The following is a 21,565-nucleotide window of genomic DNA, read 5'->3' on the forward strand; positions in this document are numbered from 1 at the left end:
GCGGACCGCTGAGGAGCGCCCCTTGTTCTACTGGTTCATGAAGCACATCGTCGCGGGGCCCCTGCTCAAGACGATCTTCCGGCCCTGGGTGGTCGGCGCCGACCGCGTCCCGCCGACCGGCGGCGTCATCCTGGCGAGCAACCACCTCTCCTTCATCGACTCGGTGTTCCTCCCGCTGGTGATCGAGCGCAACATGGTCTTCCTCGCCAAGAGCGACTACTTCACCGGCAAGGGCCTCAAGGGCTGGGCGACCAAGCTCTTCTTCACGGCGACCGGCATGCTCCCGATCGACCGCTCCGGCGGCAAGGCCTCGGAGGCGTCTCTCAACACCGGCCTGCGCGTCCTGGCCGGTGGCGAGGCACTCGGCATCTATCCGGAAGGCACCCGCAGTCCCGACGGGCGGATGTACCGCGGCCGCACGGGCGTCGCGCGCATGGTCCTCGAGGCCCGGGTGCCCGTGGTCCCTGTCGCGATGATCGACACCGCGCGCATCATGCCGATCGGCAGCCGCGTGCCCAAGCTCGGCCGGATCGGCATCGTCTTCGGGGAGCCGCTCGACTTCAGCCGGTTCGAGGGCATGGAGGGCGACCGCTTCATCCTCCGCTCGATCACCGACGAGATCATGTACGAGCTGCTGGCCCTCAGCGGCCAGGAGTACCTCGACGTCTACGCGACCTCGGTCAAGGAGAAGCGCGCGGCCCTGCTCCGCTGAGCCGCACCCGCCCGCCCGGCTGAGCGGTCCTCCGCGAGGCCCGCCACCGAGCCGATAAGCTCGTCAACCGTCGCCGTCCGTCCGGGCGGCGATCACTGCGCGCGCCGCGCGCCCGTCAGAACCAGGAACCCTCGTGGTCATCGATCCGAACGAACCGTACGTCCTCGCCGCCCCCTCCGTGGTCGCCGGCCTGGACTATTGGCGCGAGCTCGAGATCAAGCAGCAGCCGAACTGGCCGGACGCCTCGGCCGTCGCCGCCGCGTCCGCCGAGATCGCGGCGCTGCCCCCGCTCGTCTTCGCGGGCGAGGTGGACCAGCTGCGCGAGCGCCTCGGTGCCGCGGCCCGCGGTGAGGCCTTCCTGCTGCAGGGCGGCGACTGCGCCGAGACCTTCGCCGGGGCGACCGCCGACCAGATCCGCAACCGGGTCAAGACCGTGCTGCAGATGGCCGTCGTCCTCACCTACGGCGCCAGCATGCCCGTCATCAAGATGGGCCGGATGGCCGGCCAGTTCGCCAAGCCGCGCTCCAGCGACCTCGAGACACGCGGCGACGTCACGCTGCCCGCCTACCGCGGCGACATCGTCAACGGCTACGACTTCACCCCGGAGTCGCGCGCCGCCGACCCGCGCCGCATCGTGCAGGGGTACCACACGGCCGCCTCCACGCTGAACCTCATCCGCGCCTTCACGCAGGGCGGCTTCGCCGACCTGCGCCTCGTGCACTACTGGAACAAGGGCTTCACCGAGAACCCGCAGAACCAGCGCTACGAGCAGCTCGCCCGCGAGATCGACCGCGCGGTGAAGTTCATGGTCGCCTGCGGCGCCGACTTCGAGGGCATGAAGCGCACCGAGTTCTACACCGGCCACGAGGGCCTGCTGATGGACTACGAGCGCCCGATGACGCGGATCGACTCGCGCACCGGCACGCCGTACAACACCTCCAGCCACTTCATCTGGATCGGCGAGCGCACCCGCGAGCTCGACGGCGCGCACGTCGACTTCCTCTCCCGCGTCCGCAACCCGATCGGCGTCAAGCTGGGCCCCTCGACGAGCCCCGAGACGATGCTCGAGCTGATCGACAAGCTCGACCCGGACCGCGAGCCCGGCCGCCTGACCTTCATCACGCGGATGGGCGCCGGGAAGATCCGCGACGCCCTGCCGCCGCTGCTGGAGGCGGTCAAGGCGAGCGACGCGCTGCCGCTCTGGGTCACCGACCCGATGCACGGCAACGGGCTCACCACGCCCACCGGCTACAAGACCCGTCGCTTCGACGACGTGGTCGACGAGGTCAAGGGCTTCTTCGAGGCGCACCGCGCCGCGGGCACACACCCCGGCGGCATCCACGTCGAGCTCACCGGCGACGACGTCACCGAGTGCCTCGGCGGCTCGGAGCACATCGACGAGGCCACCCTCGCGACGCGCTACGAGTCGGTCTGCGACCCGCGCCTCAACCACATGCAGTCGCTCGAGCTGGCCTTCCTCGTCGCCGAGGAGCTGCGCGAGCGCTGAGCCGGCGCTCCCCGCTGATCGCGGTGCCGGAGGAGCAGACCGTCTTGTCGATCGAGTAGCCCGCGGAGCGGGACCACCTTGTCGACCAGCCCGCGGAGCGGGACCACCTTGTTGACCTGCCCGCGGAGCGGGACCACCTTGTTGATCGAGTAGCCCGCGCAGCGGGCGTATCGAGATCCGCCGTCGTCCGATGGATGGGTCTCGATACGCCCCTCCGGGGCTACTCGACCAGCAAGAAGCGCTGCGCCCCTTCGGGGCTACTCGACCAGCAAGGGTGCGCCGCGGCAGCGCCCGTCTGTCAGATCGAGATCGTGATCGAGAGCTGGATCGTGGTGCCGCGCTGCACGAGGGCGCCCTCCTTGTCGGACTGGTTGGTCACCTTCGTCACCTCGTCCGGCACCTGGTCGATCAGCGGCGTCGTGAGGCCGTAGCTCCACTTCAGGTCGGCGGCGCTCAGCGCGGCCTTCGCCTGGTCGCGGGTCATCCCGACGACGTCGGGGACGGCGACCGGCTGCGGTCCCTTGGAGACCACGACCGACACGGTGTCGCCCGTGGTCGCGGGCGCCTCGGGGTTGATCTGGGTCAGCACCACGCCGGCGGGGACCGTGTCGCTCCAGTCCTCGCGGTCGCGGTCGAGCGCGAGCCCGGCGTCCTTCGCGGCGGCCGTCGCCTCGTCGACCGTCAGGCCGACGACGTTCGGGATCGCGCCGAGACTGACGACCAGCGCGATCGTGCTGGTCTCCGACATCGTCGCGGGCAGCTCGCCGCCGTCGGGCAGCGAGGCCGAGACGACGACGCCGGACTCCACATCGGCGTCGAAGATCCGGGTCACCTCGCCGAGGGTGAACGCCCCGTTCTGGATCGCGGTCGTCGCGTCCGCCTCGGAGACGCCCGCGAGCGCGGGCACCGGCAGCTGGCGCGGCCCGCTCGAGACGACGAGGGTCACCACGTCGCCCTTGTGCAGCCCCTGCCCCCCGGGCGGGTCGGTGCTGAGCACGGTGCCGGCGGGGACGGTGAGATCGTTCGCCTGCTGCGGCGACACCTCGAAGCCCTGGCTCACCAGCTCGGCCGTCGCGTCGTCCTGCGAGCGGCTGACCACGTCCGGCACGTTCACGATCGCCCCCGGGCCCTCGCCGAACCACCAGGCGGTGCCGCCGCCGATCAGGGCGAGCAGCAGCACGATGACGGTCAGCAGCACTCCGCGGCGCCGGCGCGTGCGGCGCTTCGTCGCGAGCCGGGCGACGGCGTCGTCGTCGCGCTGCTCGAGCTCCTCGGGCGGACCCTCGATCACGGACGTGTGCCCCGTGACCGCCTCGTCGAACAGCAGCGCGGTGGCGGGCTCGGTGGCCGGGAGCGGGGTGACGGCCTGGGTGTCCGCGCCGCGGCGGTCGGTCGGGGTGATCCCCATCAGCCGCTCGGCCTCGAGGAGCTGCGCCAGCATCACGCCGGCGTCGCGCGGCCGCATGTCGGGGTCGCGCTCGGTCGCCCAGAGCACCAGCTCGTCGAGCGAGGTCGGCACCGAGGCCACCTTGGCGCTGGGGTAGGGCACCGAGTCGTTCGCGTGCTGGTAGGCGATCTGCATCGGCTGCTCGCCGGTGAAGGGCTGCTCGCCGGTGAGCATCTCGTAGATCATGATGCCGATGGCGTAGATGTCGCTCCGCGTGTCGGCGGTGCCGCGGGTGACCAGCTCGGGGGAGAGGTACGCGATCGTCCCGAGCAGCGCCTGGCCGGACGCGGTGTTCGCGCTCGCGGCGCGGGCGAGCCCGAAGTCGCCGATCTTGATCCGGCCGTCGTCGGCCAGCAGCACGTTCTCGGGCTTGAGGTCGCGGTGCAGGATGCCGGCCCGGTGCGCGGCCGCGAGACCGGACAGCACCGAGTGCATGATGTCGACGACCTGCTGGGCCGTCAGCCGGCCGCGCTCCTTGAGCAGGTCGCGCAGCGTGATGCCCGGGAGGTACTCCATCACCAGGTAGGCCATGTCGGAGTCCTGGCCCTGGTCGAACACGCTCACGACGTTCGGGTGCGCGAGCCGTGCGGCCGAGCGCGCCTCCTGGACGAAGCGGTTCTTGAAGGTCTGATCGTCGGACAGGTGCCCGTGCATGACCTTGATCGCGACCCGGCGCTCGAGGCGCTGGTCGTGCGCGAGGTAGACGGTGGCCATGCCGCCCCGCGCGATGCGCGAGCGCACCTCGTACCGGCCGTCGACGAGACGGCCGAGGAGAGGGTCGAGCTGGCTGGTGGTCACGCGACGAGTCTAGGCAAGACGCTCCGGACAACCGGCGTGCAACGCGGAGGCGGCTCGTGGCACTCTTGACGGGTGACCGACTCGTCCGCTGCCTCCGCCTCCTCGTCCGCCTCCGAGATCGAGTGGCTGACCGTCCCCGATCTGGTCGAGCTCACCGGTCTGGGTGTCAGCCGGGTGCGCCGCCTGCTCGAGGAGCGCCACCTGCTCGGGAGCCGCCGCGACGGGAAGCTCGCCGTTCCCTCCGTCTTCCTCCGCGACGGCGAGCCGCTGAGCGAGATCCGGGGCACGGCGATCCTGCTCTCGGACCAGGGCTTCTCGGACGACGAGGCGATCGACTGGCTGCTCTCGGAGGAGGACAGCCTCGGCACCAGCCCCGTGCTCGCGCTGCGGGCCGGCCGCAAGGCCGAGGTGCGCCGCGTCGCCCAGGCGCTCGCCTGAGCCGAGCCCAGCCGGGGTCGAACCCGATCCGGGCCTAGGCCGTCCGCGTGGTGACGCGGTCGGCGAGGTCGCGCAGCTCCGCGACGCCCTCCTCGCGCAGGGGAGCGTCGGGCAGCACTCCGAGCGCCGCTTCGACGTCGCGGGCGATCCGCTCCTCCAGCCGGTCGAGCGCGCCGCTGCCCGCGACGATCTCCTGAGCACGGGCGATGTCGTCGGCGCTCGCGTCCGCGCGGCCGACCACGGCGTCGAGCTCCGCGCGCCCGGCCGCCGACGCCGCCGCGCGCGCCAGAGCGAGCAGCACGGTGCGCTTGCCCTCGCGCAGGTCGTCCCCGGCGGGCTTGCCCGTGACGGCCGGGTCGCCGAAGACACCGAGGACGTCGTCACGCAGCTGGAAGGCGATGCCGAGCGGCAGACCGAACCGGCGCAGCGCGTCGAGCTGCGCGTCGTCGCCGCCGGCGAGCGAGCCGCCGATCGCGAGCGGCGCCTCGATGCTGTACTTCGCGCTCTTGAAGACGACCACGCGCTCCGAGCGCTCGAGGTGCTCGTGCTCGGGGTGCGCGGCCCACGCGCTCTCCTCGAGGATGTCGAGGTACTGGCCCAGCGTCACCTCCGTGCGCATCAGATTGAACTCGGCGCGTGCTCGCGCGGCCGCCGCGCGGTCCTCGAGCGCCCATTCCGCGTCCGCGAAGATCTCGTCGGCCCAGACCAGGAGCAGGTCGCCCAGGAGGATCGCGGAGGAGCGGCCGAACTCGTCGGCTGAGCCGGTCCAGCCGCCCGAGGCGTGCAGCGAGCCGAAGCGGCGGTGCGCCGAGGGCGCGCCGCGGCGGGTGTCGGAGTTGTCGATCACGTCGTCGTGGACGAGCGCGGCGGCGTGGAAGAGCTCGAGGCTCGCGCCGACGCGGGCGATGGGATCGGATGCGCTCGCGTGAGCGTCGCTGGGCACCGCGGAGACCGCCGTCCAGCCCGCCTCGCAGAAGCGTGCGCGGAAGCGCTTGCCCCCGCTGAGAAAGTCCCGCGAAAGGTCGCCGAGGGCGGAGACGTCCTCTCCTATGGAGCGCAGAATTGGCGAGCGCCCGGTGAGGAATTCATCGATTCGGAACTGGACGCGATCGACCAGACGAGTGCTGTGGTTCACCAGACCAGCCTATGCACCGATGGCGCCTGGCGCCTCGGCGGGGCTCGGTCTACACTGAAGCGCCACCAGCCCGGTCGAGCAGACCGCACGCCCACCTCGGTGCCGTCCCCGCCGGGTCGACGCCACTCCCTGAAGGGGTCCCGATGCCGCTTTCGGAACACGAGCAACGGCTCCTCGACGAGATGGAGCGCAATCTCTATCAGAACGACGCCGACTTCGTCGCGGCGGTCAGCAAGGGCCGGGGCGGCACCAACTACCGAGCCCTCGTCCTCGGCATCCTCCTCGCCATCGTCGGTCTCGGCGTTCTCGTCGCCGGTGTCATCGTGCGCCAGCCCCTCGTCGGCGTGCTCGGCTTCGCGCTGATGCTCGCCGGGGTCGTCGTGGCCATGCGCCCTGCCGCCGGCGGCTCCTCCGCCACGGGTCTTCCGGACGTCGGGCGGCCGGCCAAGCCGCGCTCGGCGAGCGGCCGCCAGAGCTCCACCTTCATGGACCGCTTGAACGACAGGTGGGACAACCGCGGCGACGGCCGCTCCTAGTCCTCCCGGCGCGGGCCTCCACCCCGCACCACCCCAGGGTCGATCCTCACGGATCGGCCCTTTTTTCATGCCCGGACGATCCCCGGGAGTGCGATTTCCCTCCACTCCACTCCACCGCGCGAGATCCCTGCAACGGCGGGGATCGACGGGGGAGCACCGGCGCGTCGCAGCACCGCGGAGGGTTGTGGGTGGGGGGAAGTGGAGTACTGTGGGGCCCACACCAACCTTGGCCGGAGAGAAGTGGGGGCAGTCCGTTGTTCCTCGGCACTCATTCCCCCAAGCTCGACGAGAAGGGCCGCGTGATCCTGCCTGCCAAGTTCCGCGACGAGCTCTCCTCCGGGGTCGTCGTCACGCGCGGTCAGGAGCGGTGCCTCTACGTCTTCAGTCAGCGCGAGTTCGAGGCGATGCACGAGAAGATCCGCCAGGCGCCGGTGACCAGCAAGCAGGCCCGCGACTTCCTCCGGGTGTTCCTCTCCGGCGCCAGCGCCGAGACCCCGGACAAGCAGAACCGCATCACCCTCCCGGCGCCGCTGCGCGCCTACGCCGGTCTCGACCGCGACCTCACCGTCATCGGTGCGGGCAATCGCGCCGAGATCTGGGCCCAGGACGCCTGGGACAGCTACCTGACCGAGCAGGAGTCCGTGTTCTCCGACACCGAGGAGGAGGTGATCCCCGGACTGTTCTAGCTCCTGCCGCGCGACTCCCAGCCACTCGGCGCCCGGACGCACCTTCCCCGGTGTCCGGTCGTGAGCTGGATGGGGATCGGGCGGCAGGAACAGAACGGCGGGACCGCCATGGCAGATTCCCCGGACACCCCCGCGCGCGACATCCCCGCGCGCCCCACCCCCGCGCGCCCCACCGAGGAGCGGCACCTCCCCGTGCTCCTCGAGCGCTGCGTCGAGCTGCTCGCGCCGGCGCTCGAGCGCGACGGCGCCGTGCTCGTCGATGCGACGCTCGGCATGGGCGGGCACTCGCTCGCGCTGCTCGAGCGCTTCCCGCGACTCCACCTGATCGGCCTCGACCGCGACCCGCAGGCGCTCGAACTGGCCGGCGAGCGGCTCGCCGCCCACTCCGCCCGGATCGACCTCGTGCACGCGATCTACGACGAGCTGCCGGACGTGCTCGACGACCTCGGCATCGATGCGGTCGACGGCGCGCTCTTCGACCTGGGCGTCTCCTCGCTGCAGCTGGACGAGACGGAGCGCGGCTTCTCCTACTCCAAGGACGCGCCGCTCGACATGCGGATGGACGCGACGGCGCCGCTCACGGCGGCGAGCATCCTCGCCGACTACGACGAGCTCGCCCTCCGCCGCCTCTTCCACGAGTACGGCGAGGAGCGCCTTGCTGCGCGCTACGCGAAGAAGATCGTCGAGGCGCGGCAGTCGGCCCCGATCGTCCGCTCCGGCCGGCTGGTCGAGATCATCCAGGCGGCGACCCCGGTCGCGATCCAGCGCAACGGCCACCCGGCCAAGCGCGTCTTCCAGGCGCTGCGCATCGAGGTCAACCAGGAGCTGTCGGTGCTGGAGCGGGCGATCCCCGCCGCGCTCGGCCGGATCGCCGTGGGCGGCCGCATCGTCGTCGAGGCGTACCAGTCGCTCGAGGACCGCATCGTCAAGCGCGCGCTCCAGGCCGCCTCCTCCTCCACGGCGCCCGTCGGCCTGCCGATGGAGCTGCCCGAGCACCGACCCGAGTTCCGACTCGTCATCCGCGGCGCCGAGCTCGCCTCCGACGACGAGAAGGCCGCCAACCCCCGAGCAACACCCGTGCGACTGCGCGCGGCCGAGAGGATCAGGAGCACCGCATGAGCGCGACCGCCGTCATCGACCCCGTCATCGACCGCAGCAGCACCGCACGCCCGGCGCGCCCCGCCGAACCGGCGCAGCGACCCCGGATCGAGGCCGTCCCGGCTCCCGAGCGGCAGGCCCGGCCCAAGCTCGTCTACGGGATCGTCGCGGTCGCCGGGCTCTTCGCGATCATCGTGATCCAGCTCCTGGTCAGCGTCGGCCTCTCCGAGGGCGCGTACCAGATCGCGACTCTGCAGGGGGAGCAGAAGACGCTCACCCGCGGCAACGCCGAGAAGCAGGACGTGGTCGACACCCTGAGCTCCCCGCAGAACCTGGCGACCGCGGCCCAGGGTCTCGGCATGGTCGCCAACACGGCGCCCGTCTACCTCCGCCTGTCCGACGGCGCGGTGCTCGGCGACCCGGCCTCCGCAGCCTCGAGCGAGGTCGGCACGTCGGCCGCCTCCGCCGTGCCGAACGCGCTCATCGCCCCGCCGGCCGCCGCGGCCAGCGCGTCCTCCCCGGGCTCGGGGAGCGCGGTCGTACCGTTGCAGGGCGAGCTGCCCGCGCCGATCACGCACTGAGTCCGGTCCTGCACCGAGCCCCCGCACCGAGCCCGAAGGACCCCGCCGCTGTGAGACACCACCGTTCGAGCCGGCGACGCACCGCCGTCACCTTCCTCGTCATCGCCGCCGTCGTCGGCCTCTTCATCGGCAAGCTGGTCGACATCCAGGTCGTCCGGGCGAACGAGCTGACCGACGAGGCGGCGCAGAACCAGTCGAACAGCGTGGTCACCTACGGCACGCGGGGCTCGATCGTCGACCGCTCCGGCACCGTCCTCGCCGACGCCACCACGCGCTACAAGCTGACGACCTCGCCGAAGAACGTCACCGAGTTCCGCCGCGAGCTGCCGGGCGGCCAGGAGGTCGTCATCAGCGTCGACCAGGCCGCCTCCGAGATCGGCGCGATCACCGGGCAGACGGTGGAGCAGATCACCGCTCCGGTGAGCGACGCGGTCGCGAAGGACCCGAAGGCCAACTACTTGATCCTCGCCGAGGGGCTCGACCTCGACGCGTACCAGAAGCTCGTGGCGCTCGACATCCCGTGGACCTACTTCGAGACCCAGCAGGGCCGGACCTACCCGAACGGCGCGGTCGCCGGCAACCTGATCGGCTACGTCGGCGGCGACGGCGCCGCCCAGGAGGGAATGGAGTACGCCGAGAACGCCTGCCTGGCCGGCGCGAACGGCTCCGAGAGCTACGAGCGCAGCGCCGACTTCGTCCGCATCCCCGGCAGCACGGTCGCCGAGACGCCCGCGGTCGACGGCGGCACGCTCGAGCTCACCATCGACGCGGATCTGCAGTACTACTCGCAGCAGGTGCTCGCCCAGCGGGTCACCGAGGTCGGAGGCAGCTACGGCATCGTCGTCGTCCAGGAGGTCAAGACCGGCAAGCTCCTGGCCGTGGCGGAGACGCCCACCGTCGACCCGAACAACGTCGCGGCGAGCGCGTCCGCCGACCGCAGCTCGCGCGCCTTCCGCGCACCCTTCGAGCCCGGCTCCACCTTCAAGCCGATGACAGCGGCGATGCTGATCGACCAGGGCCTGGCGAGCCCGACCAGCGAGGTCGTCGTGCCGGACACCTTCGAGAAGGACGGCGCCGCCTTCAGCGACGACTTCGCGCACACGCCGACCAACTACACGCTCACCGGCATCCTCAAGGACTCCTCGAACGTCGGCATCGCGATGATGGGCTCGAAGCTCTCGGCCTCCACCCGCTACGACTACCTGAAGAAGTTCGGCCTCGGCGCGCCGACGGCCGTCGGCTTCCCCGGCGAGTCGGGCGGGCTCCTCGCCGACTCCGCGGACTGGGACAACCAGACCAACTACACGACCATGTTCGGCCAGGGCGTCTCGGCCACGGCGGTTCAGGTCGCGGGCATCTACCAGACCCTCGGCAACGGCGGGGTGCGCCTGCCCGCGCAGCTCGTCGAGGGCTGCACGACGCCGGACGGCTCCGTGATCGACGTTCCCGACAGCACCGGGACCCCGGTGGTCTCCTCCGGAGCGGCGAAGGACGTCGTCGACATGCTGCAGACCCACTACAACGAGGGCTGGCTCGCCGACGACATCCACGTCGACGGCTACAACATCGCCACCAAGACCGGCACGGCGCAGCAGCCGGACGGCAACGGCGGCTACTCGAAGAGCTACACCGTCTCGCTCGCGGGACTGGCCCCTGCGGAGGACCCCGAGTACGTCGTGACGGTCACCATCGCCGATCCGGTTAAGATGAACACGTCCCAGGCGACGGCCCCCGTGTTCCAGCAGATCATGACCCAGGTGCTCAAGACCAACCGGGTGGAGCCGTCCACGGTCCCGCCGGTGGAGTACCCCACCACGTGGTGACCGCCCTCCCCAGGACACGACTCAGCAGACCAGAACCGGCACGGGCACGAGAGACAGCACCGGTCCGAGAGACAGCACCGGCACGACAGACAGCACCAGCACGAGAGACAGCACCAGCAGGAGAGAGAGGGCGGGCATTGCACGACACTCGCCCGCAGTCCTCCCTCCGACCTGAGCACCCGGTGCCCCGGGCGCTCGGGCAGCTCGTCGCCGAGTTCTCGCTCGGGCCGGTCCGCGGCATCGAGGGCGTCGAGGTCAGCGGGGTCACCCTCGACTCCCGCTGCGTCGAGCCCGGCGACCTCTACGTGGGCGTCACCGGCCGGCGATCGCACGGCGCGGCCTTCGCCGCGAGTGCCGCCGAGTCCGGAGCGGTCGCGGTGCTGACCGACGCCGAGGGCGCCGAGCTGGCCGCCACGAGCGGGCTCCCCGTGCTGATCACCCCCGACCCGCGGGCGGCGCTCGGCGACGTCGCCGCCTGGATCCACCGCACCCGTGAGGACGCGCCGACCCTCTTCGGTGTCACCGGGACCAACGGCAAGACGAGCGTGGTCTACCTGCTCGACGCGCTGCTGCGCCGCCTCGGCGTGGTCTCCGGGCTGAGCTCCACCGCCGAGCGCCGGATCGGCGACATCGCGGTCGTCAGTGCGCTGACCACCCCCGAGGCGAGCGAGCTGCACGCGCTGCTGGCCCGGATGCGCGAGGCCGCCGTGCGCGCAGTCTCGATCGAGGTGTCCGCCCAGGCCCTCACCCGCCACCGGATCGACGGCCTCGTCTTCGACGTCGTCGGCTTCACGAACCTCACGCACGACCACCTCGACGACTACAGCGACATGGAGCACTACTTCGAGGCGAAGGCCGAGCTGTTCGCCCCCGATCGCGCACGCCGCGGTGTCGTCACGGTCGACAGCAGCTGGGGCCGCGAGCTCGTCGAGCGCAGCCGCATCCCCGTGACGACGCTCGCCAGCTCGCCCGTCGTCGGCGTGGCGCCCACGACGCCCGCCGACTGGACGATGACCGTCGTCGAGGGCACCGCGGACGGCACGACCTTCCGCCTCGACGGGCCGGAGAACCGCTCCGTCACCGTGACCATCCCGCTGATCGGCTGGTACATGGCGGCGAACGCGGCGCTGGCGATCGTCATGCTCGTCGAATCGGGCTTCGACCTCGAGGCGATCGCGCACGCGCTCGAGGAGAGCCGGCTCGACGTCTACATCCCGGGGCGCGCCGAGCGCGTCTCCGGCGATCGCGGCCCCCGGGTCTACGTCGACTACGGCCACACCCCGGACGCCTTCAAGAACGCGCTCGAGGCGCTGCGGGCGCTGACGCCCGGCCGGCTGATCATGGTGTTCGGCGCCGACGGCGACCGCGACCCGACCAAGCGCGCGGACATGGGGGCCATCGCCGCGCTCCTGTCCGACGTCGTCGTCGTGACCGACTTCCACCCGCGCTGGGAGGATCCGGCGGCCATCCGCGCCGTGCTCCTCCGCGCGGCGACCGAGGCCGCGCCCGATCGGGAGATCCACGAGATCCCCGATCCGCGGGCCGCCGTGCGGGCGGCCGTCGCCCTCGCGGTCGAGGGCGATGCGATCCTCTACGCCGGACCCGGCCACGAGGACTATCAGGAGATTGCAGGAGTGCACATGCCGTATTCGGCCAGAGACGACGTCCGGCAGGCCCTGCGCGAGGCGGGCTGGCTCTAGATGATCGCCCTGACCCTCACCGAGATCGCCGCGGCCGTCTCCGGCCGGCTGCACCTCGCCGGCTCCTCCGCGAACGCGAGCACCGTCGTCGACGGCGCGACCGAGACCGACTCCCGCGAGATCGCGCCCGGCGGGATCTTCGTCGCCAAGCGCGGCGAGCACACCGACGGCCACCTCTTCGCGCCCGTCGCCGTCGAGCGCGGCGCCGCCCTGCTGATCGTCGAGCGCCCGCTCGACCTCGACGTGCCGCAGGTGCTCGTCGACGACTCGGTCGAGGCGCTCGGCGCGCTCGCGACCGAGGTCGTCCGGCGCGTGCGCGCGCTCGGGAACCTCACCGTCCTCGCGGTGACCGGGTCCAACGGCAAGACGACCACCAAGAACCTCCTCCGCACGATCCTCGAGCGCCACGGCGAGACCGTCGCGCCGCAGGGCTCGTTCAACAACGAGGTCGGCGCGCCGATCACCATGCTGAAGGTCTCGCCGTCGACGCGGTACCTCGTGGCCGAGATGGGCGCGAGTGCCGTCGGCGAGATCCGCCGCCTCGTCCGGATGGCGAAGCCCGACGTCGGGATCGTCCTCGCGGTGGGCCTCGCCCACGCCGGCGAGTTCGGCGGCATCGAGCGCACGCTCGAGGCGAAGACCGAGATGGTCGCGGACCTGACGGCGGACGACGTCGCGGTGCTGAACGCCGACGACGGCCGGGTCGCCTCGATGCAGGCGAAGACCGCCGCCCGGGTGCTGTGGTTCGGCCACGGCGAGCAGGCCGACGTCCGCGCCGTGGACATCGAGCCGACGGCCGAGGGCACGCGCTTCACGATCGAGATCAGCGCCGGGGAGGGCCGTGAGGCCGCCCGCGCCGAGCTCTTCCTCCGCGTCCTCGGCGAGCACCACGTGATGAACGCGCTGGCCGCGACCGCCGCTGCGCTCTCCGTCGGCGTCCCGCTCGACGCGATCGTCGAGGCCCTGGGCACCGTCACGCTCGCGGAGCGCTGGCGCATGCAGGTCCTCGGCGGCGCCGACGTCACCGTCGTCAACGACGCCTACAACGCCAGCCCCGACTCCACGGCCGCCGCGCTGCGCACCCTCGCGCAGATCAACCGGCCCGGCGGGCGCACCGTCGCCGTCCTCGGCGAGATGAGCGAGCTGGGGGAGTGGGCCGATGAGGAGCACGACCGCGTGGGCCTGCTCGCCGTCCGGCTCAACATCGCCCAGATCGTCGTGGTCGGCGCCCGAGCGCGCCGGATCCACGTCGCGGCCGAGCGCGAGGGCTCCTGGAGCGGCGAGTCCGTCTTCGTCGAGACGGCCGACGAGGCCTACGACGTCCTCGAGGACTATCTGAGGAGCGGCGACACCGTCCTGGTGAAGTCGTCCAACTCCGCCGGGCTGCGATTCCTGGGCGACCGACTGGGAGAGCGTCACCGATGAGAGCACTCCTTCTGGCCGGCGCCTTCTCCGGCGCCTTCACCCTGCTGCTGACGCCGCTGTTCATCCGGCTGTTCCACCGGCTGCAGTGGGGGCAGTTCATCCGCGAGGACGGGCCGAAGTCGCACCACGTGAAGCACGGCACGGCGACGATGGGCGGCATCGTCATCATCATCGCGACGGTGGCGGGCTACTTCCTCGGCATGCTCTTCGGCAACCGGGCGCTCGCGCCCTCGGCCCTGCTGGTGCTGTTCATGATGGTCGGCCTCGGCTTCGTCGGCTTCATCGACGACTTCCTGAAGACCCGGAACCAGCGCAGCCTCGGGCTCGGCGGCTGGGCGAAGATCGCCGGGCAGATCATCGTCGCGGCGGCCTTCGCCGTCATCGCGATCATGGTCCGCGACTCCAACGGGCTGACGCCGGCCTCCACCTCGATCTCGTTCATCCGCGATCTGCCGTTCGACTTCGCGACGCTCGGCTGGATCGGCATCGGGCTCTTCGTGCTCTGGATCTGCGTGATCGTCACGAGCACGTCGAACGGCGTGAACGTGGCGGACGGCCTGGACGGCCTGGCGACCGGCTCCTCGATCCTCGCGATCGGCTCCTACGTCATCATCGGCTTCTGGCAGTCCAACCAGTGGTGCTTCGACGCGCAGCTCAACCCCGAGGTGGCGGACAAGTGCTACCAGGTGAGCGATCCGTTCGACCTCGCGATCATCGCCGCGGCGATCTCGGGAGCGCTCGTCGGCTTCCTCTGGTGGAACACCTCGCCCGCGCAGATCTTCATGGGCGACACGGGCTCGCTGGGCCTCGGCGGCGCGCTCGCGGCCCTCGCGATCCTGACCCGGACCGAGCTGCTCGTGATCCTCATCGGCGGGCTCTTCGTGATCGTCACCGGCTCGGTCATCGTGCAGCGGATCTACTTCAAGCTCACCCGGGGCAAGCGCATCTTCCTGATGAGCCCCCTCCATCATCACTTCGAGCTCAAGGGCTGGGCGGAGATCACGGTGGTGGTCCGCTTCTGGATCATCGCCGGCATCTTCGTCGCGGCCGGCGTCGGGCTCTTCTACCTCGAATGGCTCTCCCTGGCATGACCGAGTCCGCGCAGTCCTCCCGCCCCGGCTCGCTGACCAGCTGGCACTCCGACTGGCGCGGCCTCCGCGTCGCCGTGCTGGGGCTCGGGGTCACCGGGTTCTCGGTGGCCGACACCCTCACCGAGCTGGGGGCGGACGTCCTCGTCCTCGCCGATCGCGCCGACGGGGAGCGCGAGCGGCTGCTCGACGTGATCGGTGCGCGCCTGCACCGCGCCGAGCGGCTCGACTCGGTCCCCGAGGAGCTCGAGGCCTTCGCGCCCGAGCTCGTCGTGGTGTCGCCGGGCTTCCGGCCGACGCATCCGATCGTCGAGTGGGCGCAGGAGTCGGGCATCGCGCTCTGGGGCGACGTCGAGCTCGCCTGGCGCGTGCGCGACAAGGTCGTCCGTGCCGACGGGACGCCGGCCGACTGGGTGCTCGTCACCGGCACGAACGGCAAGACCACCACCGTGCAGCTGACCGCGACGATGCTCGTCGCCGGCGGGCTGCGCGCCGCGCCCTGCGGCAACATCGGCGTGCCCGTGCTCGATGCCGTCCGCGACCCGCAGGGCTTCGACGTCCTGGTCGTCGAGCTCTCCAGCTACCAGCTGCACTACCTCGGCCGGATCGAGCCGCTCGCGAGCACCTGCCTGAACCTCGCCGACGACCACCTCGACTGGCACGGCACCGCCGAGGCCTACCGCGACGCGAAGGCGAAGGTCTACGCGAACACCCGCATCGCCTGCGTCTACAACCGCGCCGACGCCGTGACCGAGCAGATGGTCGTCGAGGCCGAGGTGGTCGAGGGCGCGCGCGCCATCGGCTTCGGCCTCGGCGTGCCCGGGCCGAGCGATTTCGGGATCGTCGACGGCATCCTCTGCGACCGCGCCTTCCTCGAGGACCGCGCCACGAGCGCGATCGAGATCGCGACGGTCGACGAGCTCGCCGCCCGCGGACTCGCCGCCCCGCACATCGTGCAGAACGTGCTGGCGGCCGCCGCCCTCTCCCGCGCCTGCGGGATCGAGCCCGGCGCCGTCCGCCGCGCCCTCGCGGTCTTCGAGCTCGACGCGCACCGCATCCAGGTGGTCGCCGAGCGCTCCGGAGTGGTCTGGGTCGACGACTCCAAGGCCACCAACCCGCACGCCGCCGACGCCTCGCTGCGCGCCTACCCGTCGGTCGTCTGGCTCGTCGGCGGGCTGCTCAAGGGCGTCGACATCGACTCCCTCGTCGCCGCCCACGTCGCCCGCCTGCGCGGCGCCGTGGTCATCGGAGTGGACCGCGCCGACGTCCTCGAGGCATTCCGGCGACACGCGCCCGCCCTCCCCGTGACCGAGGTGGTCCCGGATGACACTGGGGCGGTGATGCAGGCGGCCGTGGAGGCCGCCGCGGTGCTCGCCCAAACGGGCGACGTCGTCCTGCTCGCACCTGCCGCGGCGTCGATGGACCAGTTCCGCGACTACGCGGAGCGGGGCCGCTTCTTCGCGGCCGCCGTGGCGACGTATCTGGGAGGGGGAGCCGATGACCGCTCCGACGACGAGCCGCACCCCGGGCCGCTCGGGCGCTGACCCGCGGCCGGACACCGACGCGGCTGCGGGCGGGCAGCGCCGCGGTGGAGTCCGCACGGCGCGCATCGTGCTCGCGCGGGTCCTCGCCTCCGGATCGCCGAACTTCTTCCTGCTCTTCGGCACCACGCTCTTCCTCGTACTCTTCGGGCTCACGATGGTGCTCTCCTCCTCGTCGGTCACCTCCTACGTGTCGAGCGACGACTCCTTCGGCGGCTTCTTCCGCCAGGGCGGCTTCGCGCTGCTCGGCGTGCCGCTGATGCTCGTGGTGTCCCGCGTGCCGATCCGGCTCTGGAAGAAGGCCACGCCGCTCCTGCTCGGGGCCGGCTGCGTCCTGCAGCTGCTCGTGCTGTTCTCCCCGCTCGGCTGGGAGGTCGGCGGCAACCGCAACTGGCTCCGGATCGGCGGCTTCACGATGCAGCCGTCCGAGATCATCAAGCTCGCGCTCGCGCTCTGGCTCGGCCTGCTGCTCGCCCGCCGCTACCGGGGGCCGAAGGACTGGAAGGACGCGCTGATGCCCGTCCTCATCGTCGCGGGCGGCTCGATCGGCCTCGTCCTCGGTGGCGGTGACCTCGGGACCGTGCTGATCCTGGCGGGCATCGTGCTGGCCGCGCTGTTCTACGCGAACGTGCAGATGAAGGTGCTGATCCCGATCGTGCTCGTCGGCGCCGTCGGCGCGGTGCTCTTCGCGGTCTCCAGCGAGAACCGGCTGACCCGGATCATGTCCTTCCTCGGCGACTGCTCGGGCTCGGAGCAGTACGAGACCTCCTGCTGGCAGCCCGTGCACGGCACCTGGGCGATGGCCTCCGGCGGCATCTTCGGCGTCGGCCTCGGCAACTCCAAGGCCAAGTGGTCCTGGCTGCCGGCGGCGGACAACGACTACATCTTCGCGATCATCGGCGAGGAGCTCGGCCTGATCGGAGCGATCGTCGTGCTCGCGCTGTTCGTGGTGCTCGCGATCGCCTTCTTCCGCATCATCCACGCCTCCACCGATCCCTTCGTGCGCATCACGACCGGCGCCGTCATGGTCTGGCTGATCGGGCAGGCGTTCGTCAACATCGGGGTGGTGCTCGGGGTGCTCCCGGTGCTCGGCGTTCCGCTGCCGCTCATCTCGTCCGGAGGCACCGCCCTGCTCAGCTCGCTCCTCGCCATCGGCGTCGTGCTCTCCTTCGCGCGCCACCAGACCTCCCCGAGCGACGGCGCCGCCGCCCGCGCCGCCCGGAAGGCCGCCGCCCGATGACCCGCTTCCTGCTCGCCGGCGGCGGGACCGCCGGCCACGTCAATCCGCTGCTCGCCACGGCCGACGAGATCCGGGCGCGCCACCCGGAGGACGAGGTCCTGGTCCTCGGAACCGCCGAGGGACTCGAGGCCCGACTCGTCCCCCTGCGCGGCTACGAGCTGTCGGTGATCCCGCGCCTGCCCTTCCCGCGGCGGCCGAACGGTGCCGCGCTGCGCTTCCCCTCCGCCTTCCGCGCGACGATCGACGGCATCGTCCGCACTCTTCGCGAGCGCCGGATCGACGCGGTCGTCGGCTTCGGCGGCTACGCGGCCGCGCCCGCCTATCTCGCCGCCCGGCGCGCCGGGATCCCCTTCGTGGTGCACGAGGCCAACGCCCGGCCGGGCCTCGCCAACCGGCTCGGCGCCCGCTTCACCCCCTTCGTCGGCGTCGCCTTCGAGGGCACGCCGCTGCGGAACGCGCAGGTCGTCGGCATGCCGCTGCGCCGCGAGATCGCGCAGCTGGACCGCGCGGCCGCGCGCGACGAGGCGATGGCCGCCTTCGGTCTCGATCCCGCGCGCCGGACCCTGCTCGTCACCGGCGGCTCGCTCGGCGCCCGGCGGATCAACGCGACCGTGCACGCGAGTGCCTCCGCTCTGGTCGCGACCGGGTTCCAGGTCCTGCACATCACCGGCGACCGCGCCGAGATCACCGACCCCGGCGTCCCCGGCTACCACCTGCTGGCCTACTGCGACCGGATGGACCTCGCCCTCGCCGCCGCCGACGTCGCCGTCTCCCGCGCGGGAGCCGCCACGGTGAGCGAGCTCAGCGCTCTGGGCCTGCCCGCGGTCTACGTGCCCTACCCGGTCGGCAACGGCGAGCAGCGCTTCAACGCCCGCGGCGTCGTCGAGGCTCGCGGCGCGCTCCTCGTCGAGGACGCGGCGTTCACGCCGTCCTGGGTCGCGAGCGACCTGGTGCCGCTCCTGCGGGACGCTCCGCAGCTCGCCGAGATGGGGCGCCGCGCCGCGTCCGTCGGCGTGCGCGACGGCTCGGGTCGGCTGGTCGACCTCATCGGGTCCGGACTCCGTCCGCGCTGATCCCTGCGCGGTTAAACTGATCCCTTCGCCCGGCCTGCGGCACCCCGCCCGCCGAGCCGAACACCCGAAAGCGAGAGCCCCGTGATCAAGCCCGACCTCGGCATCACCGTCCCCGACGAGCTCGGCTCGGTCCACTTCATCGGCATCGGCGGGTCGGGGATGAGCGGGATCGCGCGCCTGTTCCACCGCGCCGGCCACCGGGTGACCGGGTCGGACGTGCGCGAGTCGCACCCGATCGAGCAGCTCCGCGAGCTGGGCGTCCCCGTCGCCATCGGCCACGACGCCGCGAACCTCGGCGACGCCGAGGCCGTCGTCGTCACCTCCGCGCTCTGGCCGGACAACCCCGAGTACCTGCTGGCGAAGGAGCGCGGCCTGCCCGTCCTGCACCGCTCGCAGGCGCTCGCCTGGCTCGTCCGAGGCAAGCGCCTGGTCGCCGTGGCCGGCGCTCACGGCAAGACCACCTCGACCGGCATGATCGTCACCGGTCTGCTCGGCCTCGACGCCGACCCGAGCTTCGTCAACGGCGGCATCATCGAGGGGCTCGGCACCTCCTCCGCCGCGGGCTCGGGCGAGGTCTTCGTCGTCGAGGCGGACGAGTCCGACGGCAGCTTCCTGCTCTACGACACCGCGGTCTCGCTCGTCACCAACGTCGACCCCGATCACCTCGACCACTACGGCTCGCTCGAGGCGTTCGAGGAGGCGTTCGTCACCTTCACCTCAAGCGCGCGCGAGCTGGTCGTGATCTCCTCCGACGACGCGGGTGCCGTCAGCGTCACCCGCCGCATCGACGGACCGCGAGTCCTCACCTTCGGCGAGGCGGAGGGATCGGACGTCCGCGTCGTCGACCTCGAGCTGGTCGGCCCGGTCGGCTTCACCGTCGAGTACGAGAGCCGCCGCTACACGACCCGCCTGCGCATCCCCGGCCGCCACAACGCGATCAACGCGGCCGGCGCCTTCGCCGTGCTGGTCGGCCTCGGCTTCGAGCCGGCGCCCGCCCTCGCGGCGATCTCCGAGTTCGGCGGCACGGAGCGCCGCTTCGAGCTGCACGGCGCCGTCCGCGGCGTGAGCGTCTACGACGACTACGCGCACCACCCGACCGAGGTCGCCGCCGCCCTGTCCGCCGCGCGCACCGTCGTCGGCACCGGCCGGATCATCGCGGTGCACCAGCCGCACCTCTACAGCCGCACCCGCCTCTTCGCCCGCGAGTTCGCCGAGGCGCTGGAGCAGTATGCGGACGAGACGATCGTGCTCGACGTCTACGGTGCGCGCGAGGATCCGGAGCCCGGCGTCACCGGCGCCCTCGTCAGCGAGAAGTTCCGGGACCCGTCGCACGTGTCCTTCCTCGCCGACTGGCAGGACGCCGCCCGGCGCACCGCCGAGGTCGCGCGCGAGGGTGACTTCGTGATCACCCTCGGCTGCGGCGACGTCTACCGGATCATCCCGCAGCTGCTCGAGTCGCTCGGGGCGAGCGAGGACGCGCCGGTCGCCCGATGAAGCGGCCGGACGGCGTGCGGCCCCCCAGCGGCGCCCGGCCACCCGTCGCCCGCCCGGAGCGTGCGGGCGACGGCGATCACGCCACCGAGCCGATCACCCTCACGACCCCGCTGACGCTGCGGGTGACGCCCGAGCCCCGGAGCATCGCGGGCAAGCAGCAGGCGGAGCGCCTGAGGGCGGAGAAGGCGCAGGCGGAGAAGGCGGAGAAGACGCAGGCGGAGAAGGCTCAGCCCACGAAGGCTCAGCCCGCGAAGACACCGCCCCTGAAGACACCGGCCGCTAAGAGCCCGCCCTCGCCCGCCGAGAAGCCGCGCCTCCGGCTCCCGCGTGTCGCACTGCCCGGCGCCGAGCGCCGCTCCGTCGCGCGGGCCGGGCGCGAGCGCCGTCGCTTCGAGCGCGGCGAGGTCCGCCGCTTCACCAAGCGCGCGCGCCGCCGCCGCACCATCGCGCTCGTCACCGCCGGCTCGCTCGCCCTCCTGGCGCTGGTGGTCGCGGTCGCCGCCTACTCGCCGCTGATGGCGGTCAAGACCATAGAGATCTCCGGGACGCAGCGCGTCAGCGCCCAGGCCATCCAGGACTCCCTCGACGACCAGGTCGGCGTGCCGCTCACCCTCGTCGATCGCGCGGCGATCGGGCGCGTGCTCGGCAGCTACCCGCTGGTGCGGAGCTACTCCGTGCAGACGCGCCCGCCGAGCACCCTCGTGGTCAGCGTCGTCGAGCGGACGCCGGTCGCCGTGATCGCCGACGGCGCCGAGTTCGACCTCGTCGATCCTGCGGGCGTGGTGATCGAGACGGCGCCCGCCGCGCAGGAGGGCTATCCGCTGCTCAGCACCCCGACGGGCTCGGCCTCGGGCGCCGCGTTCCGCGCGACGGCCCGGGTGCTGCTCACCCTGCCGGACACGCTCGAGGGGCAGGTCGCCTCCGCCGCCGCCACCACCGGTGACGACGTCTCGCTGACGCTGACGAACGGCTCGGTCGTCCTCTGGGGCGGCTCGGAGGACTCCGCGCTCAAGGCGGTCGTGCTGGACAAGCTGATGGCGGCCACCGATCCCGCGACCGTCGCCTCCTACGACGTCTCGTCGCCCCAGGCGGCCGTCGTCGCCCGGCGGTGAGCTAACCGGCGCGATCGAGCGGCGCTGCGGACGGATCCGCAGGGCTCTTTCCCGATTGCGGGCGTGTCTGTCGCGGGGCGGCGCGCACTCCGCCTACCGTCGACCCCGTACCCCAAATGCATACTCAGCAT

The 21,565-nt window shown here is 72.0% G+C and carries 18 protein-coding genes; 16 read left to right on the top strand and 2 right to left on the bottom strand.

The genetic code is table 11. The features are described 5' to 3' along the window. Positions 1–22 precede the first annotated feature (22 nt). A complete protein-coding gene (locus tag GSU72_RS07460) occupies positions 23–712 on the top strand; it encodes a lysophospholipid acyltransferase family protein (RefSeq protein ID WP_159984457.1) in 690 nt (229 codons plus the stop codon). A gap of 178 nt (positions 713–890) precedes the next feature. Further along, positions 891–2,219 (top strand): 3-deoxy-7-phosphoheptulonate synthase class II, encoded by a 1,329-nt coding sequence (locus GSU72_RS07465; RefSeq protein ID WP_159986718.1) that lies wholly within the window; start codon positions 891–893, stop codon positions 2,217–2,219. 298 nt (positions 2,220–2,517) lie between these two features. Here the strand turns inward: GSU72_RS07465 and pknB are convergent, their stop codons facing one another. After that, on the bottom strand, positions 2,518–4,464 hold the full coding sequence (gene pknB, locus GSU72_RS07470; protein WP_159984458.1) for a Stk1 family PASTA domain-containing Ser/Thr kinase: 1,947 nt from the start codon (positions 4,462–4,464) through the stop codon (positions 2,518–2,520). Between the two features lie 72 nt (positions 4,465–4,536). Between pknB and GSU72_RS07475 the strand changes: the two genes are divergently transcribed. Next, positions 4,537–4,902, top strand: a complete 366-nt coding sequence (locus GSU72_RS07475) for an Rv2175c family DNA-binding protein (protein WP_244256035.1) — start codon at positions 4,537–4,539, stop codon at positions 4,900–4,902. A 34-nt stretch (positions 4,903–4,936) separates the two neighbouring features. Here the strand turns inward: GSU72_RS07475 and GSU72_RS07480 are convergent, their stop codons facing one another. Continuing rightward, on the bottom strand, positions 4,937–6,037 hold the full coding sequence (locus tag GSU72_RS07480; protein WP_159984459.1) for a polyprenyl synthetase family protein: 1,101 nt from the start codon (positions 6,035–6,037) through the stop codon (positions 4,937–4,939). Positions 6,038–6,180: 143 nt separating this feature from the next. Here GSU72_RS07480 and GSU72_RS07485 point away from each other — a divergent pair, with 143 nt between their 5' ends. The 13 genes from GSU72_RS07485 to GSU72_RS07545 all read left to right on the top strand — a co-directional run bounded on the left by GSU72_RS07485 (position 6,181) and on the right by GSU72_RS07545 (position 21,434). Next, a complete protein-coding gene (locus GSU72_RS07485) occupies positions 6,181–6,573 on the top strand; it encodes a DUF3040 domain-containing protein (protein WP_159984460.1) in 393 nt (130 codons plus the stop codon). Positions 6,574–6,827: 254 nt separating this feature from the next. Continuing rightward, a complete protein-coding gene (gene mraZ, locus GSU72_RS07490) occupies positions 6,828–7,259 on the top strand; it encodes a division/cell wall cluster transcriptional repressor MraZ (RefSeq protein ID WP_123446130.1) in 432 nt (143 codons plus the stop codon). A 108-nt stretch (positions 7,260–7,367) separates the two neighbouring features. Continuing rightward, positions 7,368–8,378 carry a 16S rRNA (cytosine(1402)-N(4))-methyltransferase RsmH gene (gene rsmH / locus GSU72_RS07495; protein WP_159984461.1) on the top strand — a complete coding sequence of 337 codons (1,011 nt, stop codon included), beginning with the start codon at positions 7,368–7,370 and terminating at the stop codon, positions 8,376–8,378. Continuing rightward, a complete protein-coding gene (locus tag GSU72_RS07500; protein WP_159984462.1) occupies positions 8,375–8,938 on the top strand; it encodes a hypothetical protein in 564 nt (187 codons plus the stop codon). Before rsmH ends, GSU72_RS07500 begins: the two co-directional genes overlap by 4 nt. 50 nt (positions 8,939–8,988) lie before the next feature. Beyond that, positions 8,989–10,761: a penicillin-binding protein 2 gene (locus GSU72_RS07505; RefSeq protein WP_244256036.1), complete on the top strand. Its 1,773-nt coding sequence runs from the start codon at positions 8,989–8,991 to the stop codon at positions 10,759–10,761. 137 nt (positions 10,762–10,898) lie between these two features. Then, complete coding sequence (locus GSU72_RS07510) at positions 10,899–12,461, top strand: UDP-N-acetylmuramoyl-L-alanyl-D-glutamate--2,6-diaminopimelate ligase (protein ID WP_159984463.1); 1,563 nt, start codon at positions 10,899–10,901, stop codon at positions 12,459–12,461. Continuing rightward, a complete protein-coding gene (murF, locus tag GSU72_RS07515) occupies positions 12,462–13,886 on the top strand; it encodes a UDP-N-acetylmuramoyl-tripeptide--D-alanyl-D-alanine ligase (protein ID WP_159984464.1) in 1,425 nt (474 codons plus the stop codon). Continuing rightward, complete coding sequence (gene mraY, locus GSU72_RS07520) at positions 13,883–14,977, top strand: phospho-N-acetylmuramoyl-pentapeptide-transferase (protein WP_159984465.1); 1,095 nt, start codon at positions 13,883–13,885, stop codon at positions 14,975–14,977. The genes murF and mraY overlap by 4 nt, the downstream gene beginning before the upstream one ends. Next, positions 14,974–16,518, top strand: a complete 1,545-nt coding sequence (gene murD / locus GSU72_RS07525) for a UDP-N-acetylmuramoyl-L-alanine--D-glutamate ligase (protein ID WP_159984466.1) — start codon at positions 14,974–14,976, stop codon at positions 16,516–16,518. The genes mraY and murD overlap by 4 nt, the downstream gene beginning before the upstream one ends. Then, a complete protein-coding gene (gene ftsW / locus GSU72_RS07530) occupies positions 16,472–17,755 on the top strand; it encodes a putative lipid II flippase FtsW (RefSeq protein WP_159984467.1) in 1,284 nt (427 codons plus the stop codon). Before murD ends, ftsW begins: the two co-directional genes overlap by 47 nt. Beyond that, the gene (locus tag GSU72_RS07535) at positions 17,752–18,828 is read left to right on the top strand and encodes a UDP-N-acetylglucosamine--N-acetylmuramyl-(pentapeptide) pyrophosphoryl-undecaprenol N-acetylglucosamine transferase (protein WP_159984468.1); all 1,077 of its coding nucleotides are present in this window, start codon (positions 17,752–17,754) and stop codon (positions 18,826–18,828) included. The genes ftsW and GSU72_RS07535 overlap by 4 nt, the downstream gene beginning before the upstream one ends. Positions 18,829–18,909: 81 nt before the next feature. Continuing rightward, complete coding sequence (murC, locus tag GSU72_RS07540) at positions 18,910–20,322, top strand: UDP-N-acetylmuramate--L-alanine ligase (protein WP_159984469.1); 1,413 nt, start codon at positions 18,910–18,912, stop codon at positions 20,320–20,322. Then, the gene (locus GSU72_RS07545) at positions 20,319–21,434 is read left to right on the top strand and encodes an FtsQ-type POTRA domain-containing protein (RefSeq protein WP_159984470.1); all 1,116 of its coding nucleotides are present in this window, start codon (positions 20,319–20,321) and stop codon (positions 21,432–21,434) included. Before murC ends, GSU72_RS07545 begins: the two co-directional genes overlap by 4 nt. Positions 21,435–21,565: the final 131 nt, after the last annotated feature.

This window comes from Rathayibacter sp. VKM Ac-2760 (assembly GCF_009834185.1).
Taxonomy (GTDB): Bacteria; Actinomycetota; Actinomycetes; order Actinomycetales; family Microbacteriaceae; genus Rathayibacter.

Coding starts and splice junctions, on each gene's coding strand:
- rsmH (WP_159984461.1), top strand. CDS start 7,368: ATGGCAGATTCCCCGGACACCCCCGCGCGCGACATCCCCGCGCGCCCC.
- murD (WP_159984466.1), top strand. CDS start 14,974: ATGACCGAGTCCGCGCAGTCCTCCCGCCCCGGCTCGCTGACCAGCTGG.
- GSU72_RS07535 (WP_159984468.1), top strand. CDS start 17,752: ATGACCCGCTTCCTGCTCGCCGGCGGCGGGACCGCCGGCCACGTCAAT.
- murF (WP_159984464.1), top strand. CDS start 12,462: ATGATCGCCCTGACCCTCACCGAGATCGCCGCGGCCGTCTCCGGCCGG.
- mraY (WP_159984465.1), top strand. CDS start 13,883: ATGAGAGCACTCCTTCTGGCCGGCGCCTTCTCCGGCGCCTTCACCCTG.
- GSU72_RS07545 (WP_159984470.1), top strand. CDS start 20,319: ATGAAGCGGCCGGACGGCGTGCGGCCCCCCAGCGGCGCCCGGCCACCC.
- GSU72_RS07500 (WP_159984462.1), top strand. CDS start 8,375: ATGAGCGCGACCGCCGTCATCGACCCCGTCATCGACCGCAGCAGCACC.
- GSU72_RS07485 (WP_159984460.1), top strand. CDS start 6,181: ATGCCGCTTTCGGAACACGAGCAACGGCTCCTCGACGAGATGGAGCGC.
- ftsW (WP_159984467.1), top strand. CDS start 16,472: ATGACCGCTCCGACGACGAGCCGCACCCCGGGCCGCTCGGGCGCTGAC.